At 61.2% G+C, this 13,578-nt stretch carries 10 protein-coding genes; all 10 read right to left on the reverse strand.

What is annotated here, in order from left to right:
- Positions 1-30: 30 nt before the first annotated feature.
- The 10 genes from tssA to tssF all read right to left on the reverse strand — a co-directional run bounded on the left by tssA (position 31) and on the right by tssF (position 13,370).
- Positions 31-1,467, reverse strand: a complete 1,437-nt coding sequence (gene tssA / locus FDP08_RS11540) for a type VI secretion system protein TssA (RefSeq protein ID WP_137436300.1) — start codon at positions 1,465-1,467, stop codon at positions 31-33.
- Between the two features lie 44 nt (positions 1,468-1,511).
- Entirely contained in the window at positions 1,512-2,165 is a 654-nt protein-coding gene (gene vasI, locus FDP08_RS11545; RefSeq protein WP_137436301.1) for a type VI secretion system-associated protein VasI, read from the reverse strand.
- Positions 2,162-3,727 carry a sigma-54-dependent Fis family transcriptional regulator gene (locus FDP08_RS11550; protein WP_137437311.1) on the reverse strand — a complete coding sequence of 522 codons (1,566 nt, stop codon included), beginning with the start codon at positions 3,725-3,727 and terminating at the stop codon, positions 2,162-2,164. Before FDP08_RS11550 ends, vasI begins: the two co-directional genes overlap by 4 nt.
- 169 nt (positions 3,728-3,896) lie before the next feature.
- A complete protein-coding gene (gene tssH / locus FDP08_RS11555; RefSeq protein ID WP_170979021.1) occupies positions 3,897-6,533 on the reverse strand; it encodes a type VI secretion system ATPase TssH in 2,637 nt (878 codons plus the stop codon).
- Between the two features lie 10 nt (positions 6,534-6,543).
- A complete protein-coding gene (gene icmH, locus FDP08_RS11560) occupies positions 6,544-7,371 on the reverse strand; it encodes a type IVB secretion system protein IcmH/DotU (RefSeq protein WP_137436303.1) in 828 nt (275 codons plus the stop codon).
- A gap of 3 nt (positions 7,372-7,374) precedes the next feature.
- The gene (gene tssK / locus FDP08_RS11565; protein ID WP_137436304.1) at positions 7,375-8,709 is read right to left on the reverse strand and encodes a type VI secretion system baseplate subunit TssK; all 1,335 of its coding nucleotides are present in this window, start codon (positions 8,707-8,709) and stop codon (positions 7,375-7,377) included.
- Positions 8,709-9,242: a type VI secretion system lipoprotein TssJ gene (tssJ, locus tag FDP08_RS11570; protein ID WP_137436305.1), complete on the reverse strand. Its 534-nt coding sequence runs from the start codon at positions 9,240-9,242 to the stop codon at positions 8,709-8,711. Before tssJ ends, tssK begins: the two co-directional genes overlap by 1 nt.
- The gene (gene tagH / locus FDP08_RS11575; RefSeq protein ID WP_137436306.1) at positions 9,239-10,573 is read right to left on the reverse strand and encodes a type VI secretion system-associated FHA domain protein TagH; all 1,335 of its coding nucleotides are present in this window, start codon (positions 10,571-10,573) and stop codon (positions 9,239-9,241) included. Before tagH ends, tssJ begins: the two co-directional genes overlap by 4 nt.
- A 44-nt stretch (positions 10,574-10,617) precedes the next feature.
- The gene (gene tssG, locus FDP08_RS11580; RefSeq protein WP_137436307.1) at positions 10,618-11,634 is read right to left on the reverse strand and encodes a type VI secretion system baseplate subunit TssG; all 1,017 of its coding nucleotides are present in this window, start codon (positions 11,632-11,634) and stop codon (positions 10,618-10,620) included.
- The gene (gene tssF, locus FDP08_RS11585) at positions 11,598-13,370 is read right to left on the reverse strand and encodes a type VI secretion system baseplate subunit TssF (RefSeq protein WP_137436308.1); all 1,773 of its coding nucleotides are present in this window, start codon (positions 13,368-13,370) and stop codon (positions 11,598-11,600) included. The genes tssG and tssF overlap by 37 nt, the downstream gene beginning before the upstream one ends.
- Positions 13,371-13,578: the final 208 nt, after the last annotated feature.

The following is a 13,578-nucleotide window of genomic DNA, read 5'->3' on the forward strand; positions in this document are numbered from 1 at the left end:
GTCCATTCCTGTTAATTAGTCCGTCTGTGTTTACGCAAGTCTGTCCAGCCGGGCTACCAGGCCAGGCTCCCAGTCTTCAAGGCTCATACCACGGGTCTGCTCACGCAGATCCTGCACCTGCTGTTTCGCCAGGCTTTTCATGCCGCTGTCTTTCATCAGCTGGCTGCTCATCAGCCGCCAGTAGAACCGGTCCCTCGGTTCGCGGGCCGCTTCCAGACCTTCTTCCAGCAGTTGCATCGCCGCCGCCAGACCCTTCTGTTCCATGACGCCGCGGGCGTCGTCGTAGGCTTGCTCCCAGGAGCTCGCACCACCGGCGGAACCACCTTTTGCCGGGCCACTGAGTATCCAGTCCGCAACCGCCCTGGGCAGGAAGGGCGTGCCGTCGTTAAACGTCATGTCCGCCAGTTCCGGCAACCGCTCAACGAAGGCTTTAACCGCCGTGCGGATAGCTTCGGCACAGGCCTCGTGCCCCAGCGCGGAGGCCACCTGCGCACTCAGCCAGTGGCCTTCCAGCCAGAACGGACTGACCGACAGACTCTGTTCAATGCGTTGCCACAGCGCCAGGTCCGGCGATTTCGACAGGCTTTCCCGATAGTCCGCCACACGGTCGGCACTGACAGCCGCCAGGTCACTCTTGACGCCGTCCCGGGCCGGGGGAACCGAAGTGATGGTCTGCCAGATGGCGTAACGACGAAGCTGGTAGCCAAGCTCATCAGCAGGTGTGGTTTCAGTCAGCATGTCGGCGACTTTCAGCAGGCTCTGGCGGGTCGCCCGCTCGTTCGCCGGGTCCAGGGTCAGGTTGCCAAGGGAGGTAGACGATGCACCGCCGGCATGGGACGACGCCATTCCTGAAGTGGACGAAGCTGCTGTTTGCGCTTTATCGGCAGCTTCGGGCGGTATGGGCGTGTCATAGGGTGACGGCAGTTTTTCAACCGCCCGACGCAGATCAACGAGCCCGTCGTCCGGCAGTTCGCGGGCGCCTGCCTGCTCCATCAGCTTGCCGAGGATGGTCAGGCAGAATTCGCGGCCGTCCCCCACACCGCCGTCAAAGCTCATCGCCGATACTTCCTTGAGGGCGCGCTGCAGAATCTGGGTCAGCAGCATCTTGCGGGCGCGCTTGCCCTTGTCGCCCGGGTACGGCCAGGCATCGTCCCACCAGCTGTCCAGCACCCGGTGCAACAGGTACAGCGACAGGGCAAAACGTTCGCCGTTGCCGCCGCGCTGCAGACACAGCATCAGAAACCCCAATACCTTTAGGTCCTTGCTGGTGTCCGACAGCAGGCGGAGCGACTCGCTTTCCACCTCTCCCCATTCAACACCAGTGTGAGCCAGCGAGCCCACCTTCATGATTTCGTTCTCGAGGTATTCCATGGTGGCGTCGTCCATCAGGTTTTCACCCGTGGCGCTCTCACCAGGAAAGGCACTCAACACCTGTTCAACGTATGGATGCTGCTCTACTGCCTGCATGTCCAATCCCTGTCTTTACAAATCGCGTGTCAAACTCTCACCGTCTACCAGCCACAGGCTTTCCGCAGTGGCTTCAAAGTTTCCCGGAATCCTTGCAGATCAAACATCAGCCCGTCGATAGCGCCACTGGACGAGGCAACGGTGACACCCGAACCTGCAGACATTTCCCGCACCGTGCGAATGGCTGGCAGGCCCCGGCCGCCACTGATGACAAAGCCCTCGTCCCGCACCCGCCAGATCTGCCGGCCCTGGCCAAAATCAACCGTCACCCGTTCCTCTTTTACTGCTTCGGGCAACATCAGCGTGAGCTCGGTGATGTTGTTGTGGCACTGCACCGCGAGTAACGGCCGGGGAGGTTGTACTCCCAGCGCGCTGAGCGTTACCAGGTGTCCCGCCTGCTCCGAGGTGTCACGATAAAGCGGGCCGTCTCCCGGCCGGCGACGCTGCTCCAGGGCAAAGGCCTGACGCCAGCGTTCCGGCTGGTTGCCGCTGATGACATCGTCGATCGCTACTTCGACGGGCGTGCCGAACACTTCATCGAAACAGGCAAGGCGTTCCAGGCGCTGGCTTTCAGTGGTGCAGTCCCGGGCGGCCGACAGTTGCTGGCGGATGTCGCCACTGGCAGTCAGAGAAAATGTCAGGCTGAGGGCACAGAATGCGGCAGCAAGAGGGTAGTTACTTCGATAAAACCGTTTCACGCTTCAGTCACCTGATACTTCAGACATTTGTGGGCCAGGGTTCGCTTGGGCAGGCCCAGGCTCTCTGCCGCCTGGGCGCGGTTGCCGCCATACTGGCGTAAGCGCTCACGTATAATGGCAGCTTCGAACGCCTGGGCCGCAGCCCTGAGGTCGTCCACGTCCTCCGCCTGGGGAACGCCCGGAACCATCTGCGCCTGGAAATCGCTCGCTATACAGGTTTCCTGGTCCGGAAACAGGTCATCCAGGCGCAACACTTCCGGCTGGATATCATCGCCTACCGGCGTCTGCAGGCACGCAAACTCGACAATATTCCGCAATTCGCGGGCATTTCCAGGGAAGCTGTAGCCGGTCAACATGCTCAGGGCATGGCTGCTGATGCCCATTGGGCCACCGCCCTCCCGGGCGGTGTATTCACGAATGAAATGCCGGCACAGGGGCTCCAGGTCTTGCGGTCGCTCCCTCAGTGGCAGAACCCGCAACGGGAACTGGCTGAGGCGGTAGAAGAGGTCACGCCGGAAGCGGCCTTCTTCAATGCAACTGCTCAGTGGTTGATGGGTGGCCGCCACCAGGCGGAAGTCTGAATGCTGTTCCTGCTGAGCGCCGAGTGGGCGGAAACGACGGCTTTCCAGCACACGCAGCAATTTCGACTGCAGGGCCATGGGCATATCGCCGATTTCGTCCAGAAAGAGCGTGCCGCCATCCGCCTGGGCCAGCAGACCTTCCTTGGCCCGGTCGGCACCGGAAAAGGCCCCCTTGGTGTGGCCGAAGAGTTCGCTTTCCAGCAGTGAGTCCGGAATGGCGGCGCAGTTGACCACGACCAGGGGCCCTGCGGCCCGGTCGGAGAAGCGGTGGATGCCCTGGGCAACCAGGTCCTTGCCGCAGCCGGTTTCGCCCTGTACCAGTACCGAAAGCTGGCTGCCGGCGGCCCGTACTATCTGGGCGCGCAGGTCGGTCATGGCTGCGGAGCTGCCAACCAGGGTATTCGCCAGTTGTTCACAGCGCTGACGCACGGCTTCGGCATCGTGGAGGTGGTCCAGCGAGCGTTTGAGCATGCGCCGCTGCCACACTTGGTCGCTGGTTCTGAGCTGGCTGACCCATTGATGGGACAGCAGGGTCAGCAGGCCCCGGTACAGTGGCTGGGCGGTGATGCCTTCCCACTCGGGTTCTTCGTTGCAAAGCACGAGGATGCCGAGTGTGCGGCCGTCTTCGCCTTTGATGGGCTCGAGCCAGAATGACCGGGGCCGGTTGCTGGCTTCGACCATGGCCTGAAAGCCTTCGTGGTCGAGGCGATAGCTGGCGGCCCGTGACAGTTCCCTGGGTTTGCCCTGTTGCAGCAGGTGGGCAAAGGGGTGGCTGAAGTCGCCGCAATCGAATTCGCCCTGGTCGCCCAGTGCCGCACAGTGGAGTGTGCGGCCGCTGAGGTCGAGTTCCAGTGTCCAGCAGCGGCTGATACCGAAGGTGTTTTCCAGTTGCCGTGAAGCGACTTTTAGCAGGGTTGGCAGGTTGTCCTGCCGGAGCAGCTCAACCGCCAGGTCTATGCCGGTGTGCAACTCCATCTGCATCCGTCCCATTCTTTTTATCCCTTTTCCTTGTCCCTCAAGGACCGCGTACCGTACAGATTCACTTTCCGAAACACGCTGTGAATACATCCCTGTACGCTCGGCTCCGCCATCCATGGCTCCGCACGGTTTCGGAAAGTGAATCCGCACGGCCCGCTACTTGTCAGTTGCCTTATGCAACAACCCCGGTGAATTTGTTGTTTTCGACGCCGAGGGTCACTTTGGTGACTGGCTCCCGAGCTGCCAGCTTCTCCAGCAGCGCCAATGACACCGGTGGCAACAGCTCACCTTCAATAATTGACTCCAGCATGCGCGCGCCGTTTTCACTTCGGGTGGCGCGGCTGCGGATGGCTTCTACCAGGCCGTCTTCCAGTTCCACTGTGGTGTGGTAACGGTCGCCGATCTGGGTGGCCAGGCGGTCGAGTTTGTCGCCAACGATGCGGTTGAGGGTGTCTTCGCCCAGCGGCAGGTAAGGCACGACTTCCATACGTGCCAGCAGTGCTGGTTTGAAGAAGTCCGCCAGTTCCGGGTACAGGGCTTCTTCAATCTTCTCCGGCTCGTCTGCGTGTCTGACGATGGTCTGGTAGCCCAGGTTCGAGGTGAGGAAGAACACCACGTTGTTGCAGTCGATCAGGCGGCCTTCGCCGTCGGCCAGCTCGCCCTTGTCGAAGGCCTGGTAGAACAGGTTGAGGACTTCCGGGTGGGCTTTTTCGACTTCGTCGAGCAGCACAACCGAATAGGGCTTCTGGCGGATGGCTTCGGTGAGGATGCCGCCTTCGCCGAATCCGACGTAGCCCGGCGGTGAACCGATGAGGCGGGAGACGGTGTGCTTCTCCTGGTATTCGGACATGTTGATGGTGGTGAGGAACTGGCGGCCGCCGTAGAGCAGTTCGGCCAGTTGCACCACGGTTTCGGTTTTACCGACACCGCTGGGGCCGGCCAGCAGGAAGGCACCCATGGGGCGGCCCGGGCGGCGCAGATCGGCACGGGCGGTGAGCAGGTGCTGGTGCAGTGCACCGATGGCGGTGTCCTGGCCTTTGATGTGGGACTGCAGGTACTCCGGCAGGTGGGTGATTTTTCCCAGTTCGTCGGCGGTCATGCGGTTGACCGGGATACCGGTCCAGTCGGCGATGACTTCGGCCACCTGGCGGGCGTCGACACGGGCATGTACCAGTGGCTCATCCGCCTGCAGTTCCGCCAGTTCCTGTTCGATGGCGGCGGCTTCGCTTTTCAGGTCCGGGCGCTCTTCGTAGGTTTCAGGGGTGGTTGCTCCCGCCGATGCTTCGACGTCGGTAGCCTCTTCGCTCAGCAGTTGCTCGCGGATGTCCACCAGGCGCGCCACCAGTTCCCGCTGGTCGTTCCAGCTCTGTTCCAGTGCTTCCGCTTCCAAACGCAGGGCTTCCAGGCGTTCAACCAATTCACTCTCGCGCTGGTGATCAATGGCCTGCCCCAGGGTCTGTTCACGGGCCATCAGTTCCTGCTCCATGCTCAGTTGGTGCAGTTCGCTACGCACGTGGCTGAGACGGCGCGGGGGTGTGCTCAGGTTGAGGCTGACCCGGGCGCAGGCAGTGTCCAGTACATCGATGGCCTTGTCCGGAAGCTGGCGGCCCGCCAGGTAACGGGCGGACATGTCGGCGGCCGCTTTCAGAGCACTGTCGGCGATCAGTACCCGATGGGCCTTTTCGTAGACCGTGCGCAGGCCACGGAGAATGTGAACCGCCTGGGCTGGGCTGGGCTCGTCCAGCGCCACCGGCTGGAAACGGCGGCTCAGCGCCGGGTCTTTCTCGAAGTATTTCTTGTATTCGCGCCAGGTGGTGGCAGCAATCGTCCGCAATTCACCGCGGGCCAGGGCCGGCTTGAGCAGGTTGGCGGCGTCGGAACCGCCTTCGCTGTTGCCGGCGCCGATCAGGGTGTGGGCTTCGTCGATAAACAGGATGATGGGTGTAGCGGAGCTTTTCACCGCCTCGATGACGCCTTTCAGTCGCTTTTCGAACTCACCTTTTACCGATGCACCAGCCTGCAGCGCGCCCATGTCCAGGGTCCACAGCTCCACGCTGGTCATGCGTTCGGGCACATCCCCGTTGACGATGCGCAGGGCCAGGCCTTCAACAACGGCGCTTTTGCCCACGCCGGCGTCACCGACCACGATGGGGTTGTTCTTGCGGCGACGACAGAGGATGTCGATCATCTGGTCGATTTCAGTGTCGCGGCAGACCACCGGGTCCAGCTTTTTATCACGGGCCAGTCTGGTGAAGTCGGTGGCGTAGCGCTTGAGCGGGTCCATGTCCACCTGCGCCTGGTTGGCGGCACTGGGGCCCTCTTCGGTGCGGGGTTGCTCTACCGAACCCCGGGTCATGGAATCAAACTGCCGGCGCAGTTGTTCCCGGTTGATGTCTTTCAGGCGCTGACTGACCTGGGGCATCAGGTAGCGGTCTGCGTTCATCAGCAGCGCCAGCGTGATGGCACCGGAACGCAGGTCGGTGTGGCCCAGTTCGGTGGAGGCGATGAGCCAGGCGTCCTGCAGCAACTCGATCAGTAACGGCGAGAACGATGGGTACGGCTCGGCGGACTGAGGCTCGCCGTTGAGGCTGTCCCCTACGACCGGTTGCAGTGTGTGGTGGTCAATACCGGTACTTTCCAGGATCTGGCGCACATCAGTAAACGGCGTTTCCAGTAGCTTGAACAGCAGGTGGGCGGGAGTAATCTCCGCGCCCTGACGGCTGATACACAGGGCCGCCGAGCTTTCCAGGCCCTGGCGACAGATCTCATTGAGGCGCCCTATCAGCGCCGGCAGTTCTACCCGAATCACAGTGATCTCCTTATTTCGGGAGTTGTTCCAGTACGCTGAGCACATCCCTGATGCGTTCGTTCAGCGCTATGTTGTAAAGCGTGTAAACCCCGGCCATGGCCGCCACAAACAGCCCGCCGATACCCCACAGTGGAAGGCCGGTGCGAAGCCGGTTACGGGCGGGGGTAACGTTATCCAGCGCGCTGGTCAGAGGTTGCGGTTCGTCGTCGCGACGCAACCCCCGTATCTGTTCATACAGCCCACGAATGATCTGTTCGTATTCGTCCCGGCCGTTGGTCATCACCTTGTAGCGGCCCTCGAATCCCAGGCACAGGCACAGATAGATGAACTCCAGCATGTCGCGGTACCGTGCGGGTTCCTGCTCCATGCGGGCAGTGATGGCAAATACCTTTTCGCCACCCCAGGTTTCGTTGTGGAAGCGGGACAGCAGGGAATGCTGGGACCACACGCTGTGGGCGCCCCAATCGGTGCCCAGTACGGCCTCGTCAATAAAGGCACATAACACATAGCGATAAGCCACCACGGTCGGGCGCTCGTAACCCTGCTCCACCAGTTCCCGGTCTATGGCGGCCACTTCATCCACTACCTGCTGGTACAGGTCTTCCACGCCGTGAAAATCCGCCAGCCGGCGCACCCGGATAACCAGCCCCAGCAGAGGCGTAGCGGCATCGATCAGCCGGTTATCCTCCAGTCCCCGCAGCTGGAATTGCTCATTGCCGAAGCCCTGGTCGCCGACGCGACCATCGGGGGTACTGTCCCCGAACATCAGGTCATCAAACGCACTGCCACCTGCTTCCGTGTTGCCATTGGGTGAATCCATCACCGGTGCATCTGCCATGATCTAGCTCCTGATTGCCCAGAACTGCATTTCCATTCCCGGGAAACTGCCAGCCACGTGGAACGCAAAGCCGCTGGCGTTGTCGAGCATCTGCCAGGCCTGGCTCTGGTCGTCCAGCCGGAAGTACACGAACCCGGCGTGATACGGCAACTGGCGGGGCGCCACCGGCAGGGCTGACAGCGGAATCCCCGGCAGTTGCAGACTGATGAGGTCGCGGATTTTCTCAACCGACGCCACCTTGCACTGCTGGGTGAACTGCTTGCGCAGGTCGTCCAGTGGCATATCCGCTTTCACCGCCAGGATGAACTCTGCCTGGCCGATCAGCTGTACATCCTGGATCGGCGCCACTGTGAGGCCGTACTGGCGCTGCTGCAACTGGATGGCCAGTGCCCGCGGCTCCAGCACCGTACTCAGCGATTGCCTCAATACCTGCATCAGCGGCGTGAAGGAATCCTCCGGCAGGTCGTGATCATAGGCGGTGTATTCCTGGGGCAGGCGGTTCTCATCGGTGAAGGTCACCAGCTCGCCGCACAATTCCAGTAACGCCTCGTAGAGACGCTCCGGGTGTAACTGCCGCAGCCGCGCCAGGTGCAGGAAACGCGGATGGGCACGATTGAGCATCTGCAGCAGCATGAAATCCGCCACATCCGCCACACCGCCCTGCCCGGGGGCCCCCACGCGCTCGGCAATGTTCTTGGCCCGTTCGCGCATCAGCCCGGCCATTTCCCCCACGAAACGCTGCAGCCGGGGCGCTGCCCGCACACTGAGCATGGTGGGAATGAAGTTCGGGTCCATCACCAGGCTGCCGTCCGGGCGCTTCTCCAGGATCCGGCCGATGGCCAGGGCCGCGTAGGCACTGCGATCGTCCCGCTCCAGCATCAGCTTCGGAGCTACCCGGGCCACGTCGATGGTGTGGGAATCGCCGTCGATGGAATGCAGGTCCCGGATTTCCTCGCTCTGGGCGCGGAAACGGCCGGCGATGGCAGCATCGCGCCACTCCACTTCTGCCAGGCTCTCACTGCCCAGGGGCAGGGCCAGGTACACCACCTGATTGGCCACGGAGGCGTCGGTGATTTCCAGGGGCTCCGGCATCACATCGTCCTGGGGCAGGCAGAAGCGAGTGCCATCCGGGAACAGGCCGCTGGCTCTCACCAGGCCAACCCGGCCAAAACTCAGGTATTCCGCATTGAGCTCCAGGTCGCTAAAACCATAAAGGTAATCAGAAACCGCCAGGGCCCGTTCGTTGATCTGGTGTTCCAGGTATCTTTGTTGCTGCTGGAAGTGCTGGGGTTTGATAAACAGCCCATCACTCCAGACGACTCGATTGGTTGCAGACATCAGGACTCATCCGACCTTCTGAGTTTGACTTCACGCTCACGCAGGTTGACCAGCAGGTGGTATCGACCACCAATGGGATCGACCTTTACCACCTTCTTCCACTGGGACAGGTTGGGGTAGGCATAGAAGGCGATCACACCAATAAAACGGGTGTCTTCGGCGATCTCGAACGGTTCAATAAATCTGAACTGTCCCGGCACCAGGGTGTAATCGCTGTGGTCCACGTAGTTGCGGCCCAGGGATGGCTCCAGCTCACCCAGCAACTGATCGAAATCCGCTGCCATCAGCCGCGAGCTGTCCCGCATCTGGATGATCTGGAAGGCAATCGGCGTGGGCGCCAGGGATTCGTTGGGATTTACATCCGGCTCCGCCAGCATGGTCAGGTCCACGCGGCTTGGCAGGTCTTCCGGATAGCCCACGGGGATGTCCGGGTCCCATATCACCTTGGCGGTTTTGGTAACGGCGTTATAGGGGGTGCTACACCCCACCAAAACGAGAATGGCGACCAGCAAACTCCATTTGCAGTACTTCACGACAGGTTCTCCCTCTGTAATTGGCGCAGTTGTTGATCGTAAGCCTGGTCAAACACCTCCTGGAAAAGGCGCTCGAACCCCTGCTGACGGCTGGAACTCAGTTCCCGGTAATAGTGTTGGTACATCTCCCATGCCCAGTTGCTTTCGTCTTCATCGGTTTTCAGTCCGCGGCGATAGCCGTGAAACCGGCGCAGTAACGCTTCGGGGGAAAAGGCGTGGAGAATGGCGTCCAGTCCTTCGCGGATGGCAGTCTGGGTGGCGACCTGATGATGATGCAGGCTTTGCATGCTTTCGCTGACTGCCGCCGGCGCCGACAGGTGCACCGGGCTGCGCTGACTGGCGAACAGGGTCTGCACGGTATCCTTGTAGTCCTCGCCCAGGCGCAACGGATTGTCCTCGATAGGCTGCAAGCGGGTGCGCAGGGCCTGATGGCGGCTGTCCTCGCCCTGATGCAGGGTCAGCAAACCTTCCACGGTGGCTTTCAGGGTCTGGCCGGCCTCTTCCAGGAACAGGCGCATTTCATCGCTGTCGGCAAAACCCAGGTCAGTCTCCATGCCACGCAACAGCGGCGCACCGCTGATGTGCTGTCGGCTCTGGTCGTTGCTCTCCCGGCGGCGTGCCGGTTTGGTGGTCTCAGACATCCTGTCACGCTCTCCTTGTTGCACGGGTAATCCCATGGCCACATCCCGGTTTTCGCGATACTCGTCGGTAACGGCGCCGTCGCGGGCATACCACTCCGGCTTGTCCGCCAGCAGGGAATCCTGTTCACGGTTGATATCGTCCTCAGTGCTCCGGCTTTGCTCGCGGGTGTCGGTCCATGCCTGTAGAGGATCGTCGCTGAAAACTTCTCCCGGGACTGGCTGCAAGCCGTGCAGCGGTTCATCACCAGCGGTTTCCGGTTCCCGCTCTTCGGCTCGCATCAGCTCGCCTTCGTCCACATTCACCAGGGTGTCGTCCTCCGCTTCTTCCGGCAGGATGCCAGGCTGGCGCTGGCCACTGAGCACCTCCGCCCTGAGCTGGTAACGACCTATGGTGATGGTGTCGCCACTCTTCAGGCGGGCCCGGCGTCCACGCCCCACCGGCTGGGTGCCGCTGTTGATGTAGGTGCGGCCACTACGGTCGATCAGGCAGAACACACCGTCCATAAAACGCACTTCGGCGTGGCCCGCCACGGCGCCGGTACGGTGGGAGGACAATTGCCAGGTATCGCTGCCGGCACTGCCAATGGACCCACCCCTGACCCCGAATACATGCTCCCGGGCGAGACCACTGGCAACCTGGGTGGGGTTGCTGACCACCAGTTTCAGGCTGCGGCTTTGTTGATGTTCCATATCCGGTTTCCTTTTACTGAATCCATTCACTCAGTTCATTGAGATCAGCGGCGTATCTGCAGTCGCACCGCGGGCAGCTTCCTGGCCTTTTCCGGTGTCACAAACGAATTCCAACCCAGACGCACATCGGCGCCCATTTGCATCGGTTTCACGTCCCTGGGGCGCATCTGCAACTCCAGGTCGTAGGCGAGTTGTTCCCGGGTGACAAACTCCACCAGCTTCACCAATCGGTCGTGGTCTGAACCATTGGGCAGGAAGTCCGCAAATCGCTGCCGGTCCAGGTTACGGATACTCAGGATGAACTTGCCACTGCGGTCGCGAATGCCGGAGCCAACCAATGTGTCCTCACCCAGGGAGGCATTGGCCTGTCCCAGGCGGGTTTGCTGGTCTTGGGGAATCTCCACCCTCCGCAGTACCCACTGCTCAATGCCCACGTCGTCGAGATCAAAACAGTGACCGATGATGCCGCTGACCACCTCCGGCGAGCGGCTGCGGCCTGCCATCATCCCGGCATAGGCCAGCATCTTGGACCAGTTGACCGGTGTGGCCGCCCTGACCTGCGGGTCTCCCAGGCCAACCAGGGAAAATATATGCTCGGAAAAGCCATCCGATGCTTCCGGCTGAAAGCGTACGTAATAGCGATACTTCCGCCACGCCCGATGAAACAGGGTCACCAGCCGGTGATTGAAGAAATCCAGGAAGTGGCGCCGGATGCCCAGGTTCTGTCCGGCTTCCCAGGCCAGGTCCTCCAGGTAGTATCCCGGCAGGGGCGACTGGGAGCCGTGCAAGCCCAGGAAACTGACTTCCAGCTGGTAGGGGGCATGTTCGTGCTCCGGCGACGCCGCCGACACCACATCACTGCCCGGAAACCCCAACCCGGCTGATGCCGAGAAGCGGATACGCTCCCGCTGGGGCTGTTCGTCCTGGGACCGCTCCAGATCATCACCGTGGTGACGATGGATCAGGTCCACCAGCTGAAAAAAACTGTAGCGCCGTGCATTGCCCAGAACGGGCTGCAGCTCGGCTACATCAGAGGCTGCTGCCCTTGCTGTAACGTCCATGTGTACCGTTCCTGGTTGTCTGTGTTCACCACTTCCAGTTGGTGAAATGCGTTAATACTGGCGTAGAGTGCAAAGAACTGGCTGAGCACCGTGCCGAACAGGTAAAGATCGCCTTCCGAGGCAAACGACTGCTGATCCAGTCGCATTACCGAGCGAATGCCTCTCACGGGCAGCCCCCGCACCATCCGATCCACTGGTATGGTTTCAATATCCAGGATGCCGGCCAGACGCTTCTGGGACACTCGCTCCGCCTGGCGGTCCACCAGGGCACGAAAGTCATAGACCCGCAGCACCGTGCGCAGGGCGTCCACATCCAGCAGCGACAGGTAGTTCAGGGACAGGTTGGAGATCAGCGTCCATAACAGGCTGCCATCCAGCGTCGGCCGCAAGGTATGGGTAGGCCGGGTAATATTGCTGAACGACGCAAACGCCGGCGTGGTCTCCGTCGCCATGCAGATCTCCCCCACCGCCAATTGATGCGGTAACTGCCGGTTGGTACAAGTGAGCGTCAGCGATACCGCTTCCTGGCGGTTCATACACTCGGACTCATCCCCGCGCACGAAGGAAATGTAGTGATCAAACCCATCCCCCCGCACACTCTCCCGGGCCTTTACCCGGTAATAGAGGGCGGTGCGACCACGATCGCGCTCCACTTCATGCTGGAAACTCTCAAAGGCCGTGTACAACCGCGGCTCCCCGCGCCCCGAGCGGCCTTCCAGCCAGCCTTCCACCTGCTCGATGCTGAACACTTCGTAGTGTTCCGGCGAGCGGCTGGACGGCGCAATCCGGTACTCTGTCTGTCGACCGTTCAGGTCCACCGGATCGGCCTCGTGGCTAAACAGATTGATGGCCGGTGTGCAGTAAAGCTGAAAGTTCTCCGCCCGGATCTTCGCATCCGGCGGCAGAATGCGGCTGAAGTGGAAACGCAGGCTGACCTCATCCGCCTGAACCGCCGGCAACCGCGCTTTCAGGCCCTGGATATCCACAAACCGGAAGGCTTCGGGAAAACTCAGGTATTCCTGCAGAATCCGGTAGCCTGGATAGGCGTTCTTGGGATACGGCAACAGGGCTTCATCACTGGCAAACCCGACCGGCTTCAGATGGCTGGCCGGAATGGAAAACACCGAATCCCCCACCACCAGCTCCATGCGCTTCAGGTAGTGATTCAGCCACAGGTAAAGCGTCTCTGAAATATGGCTCTCGCCTCCCAGGTAAAACCGCAGGTTATCCAGGCCCAGGGAGGACAACGGCTGGTCACTATGCAGAGCCAGGTCCACGGTCACAGACGACACTTCCCGCGAATGCTCCGCATGGGCATCCGCCACACTCACCGGAAACACATCCACCGCCCGGCAGGTGCGGAACCGGCACTGGGTCTGCCGTGTAGCATCACCCAGCGGCCGGCTCTTGATCTCGGTATGCCGCTCAACCCGCTGGCGCTCGCTGATGGCATGCAACTGCGGATCAAACCGCATAATGGTGCAACTGGGCACCGGCCTGAGATAGTTCGGCCACAGCATATTCAGCAACGAATGCGTCAGCTCGGGAAACTCGTCCTCGACCTTCTCACGAAGCTTCCCCGTCAGAAACGCAAAGCCCTCCAGCAGCCGTTCAACATCCGGGTCAGTACTCTGCTCAGAAAGAAACCGGGTCAACTGAGGATGCGCATCCGCAAACTCCCGTCCCTGTAGCCTGAGAAAACTCAGTTCGTCCCTGTAAAATCGATTCAACTTCATAGAACCACTACACCAAAGTTCGATCGAGGGGACGGGGATGCCTTTTCCGCCGGGAAAAAGGTGTCTGAGCGAAGCGAGTTCTTTTTCCCAGAGGAAAAGGTATCGCCGTCCCCGCTGACTCCGAGCAGGCAATGCGGGTGGCCGCCCAAAAGACGCTCAAGCCATCCATGGGCGCTTGGGCTCCGCCATCCATGGCTCCGCACACTTT

The sequence above is a fragment of the Marinobacter panjinensis genome, assembly GCF_005298175.1.
Taxonomy (GTDB): Bacteria; Pseudomonadota; Gammaproteobacteria; order Pseudomonadales; family Oleiphilaceae; genus Marinobacter; species Marinobacter panjinensis.

Excerpts from the sequence above, each read along its gene's own strand:
- tagH (WP_137436306.1), bottom strand. The coding sequence starts at position 10,573 with ATGGAACATCAACAAAGCCGCAGCCTGAAACTGGTGGTCAGCAACCCC.
- tssG (WP_137436307.1), bottom strand. The coding sequence starts at position 11,634 with ATGGACGTTACAGCAAGGGCAGCAGCCTCTGATGTAGCCGAGCTGCAG.
- tssK (WP_137436304.1), bottom strand. The coding sequence starts at position 8,709 with ATGTCTGCAACCAATCGAGTCGTCTGGAGTGATGGGCTGTTTATCAAA.
- FDP08_RS11550 (WP_137437311.1), bottom strand. The coding sequence starts at position 3,727 with ATGCAGATGGAGTTGCACACCGGCATAGACCTGGCGGTTGAGCTGCTC.
- tssF (WP_137436308.1), bottom strand. The coding sequence starts at position 13,370 with ATGAAGTTGAATCGATTTTACAGGGACGAACTGAGTTTTCTCAGGCTA.
- icmH (WP_137436303.1), bottom strand. The coding sequence starts at position 7,371 with ATGGCAGATGCACCGGTGATGGATTCACCCAATGGCAACACGGAAGCA.
- tssA (WP_137436300.1), bottom strand. The coding sequence starts at position 1,467 with ATGCAGGCAGTAGAGCAGCATCCATACGTTGAACAGGTGTTGAGTGCC.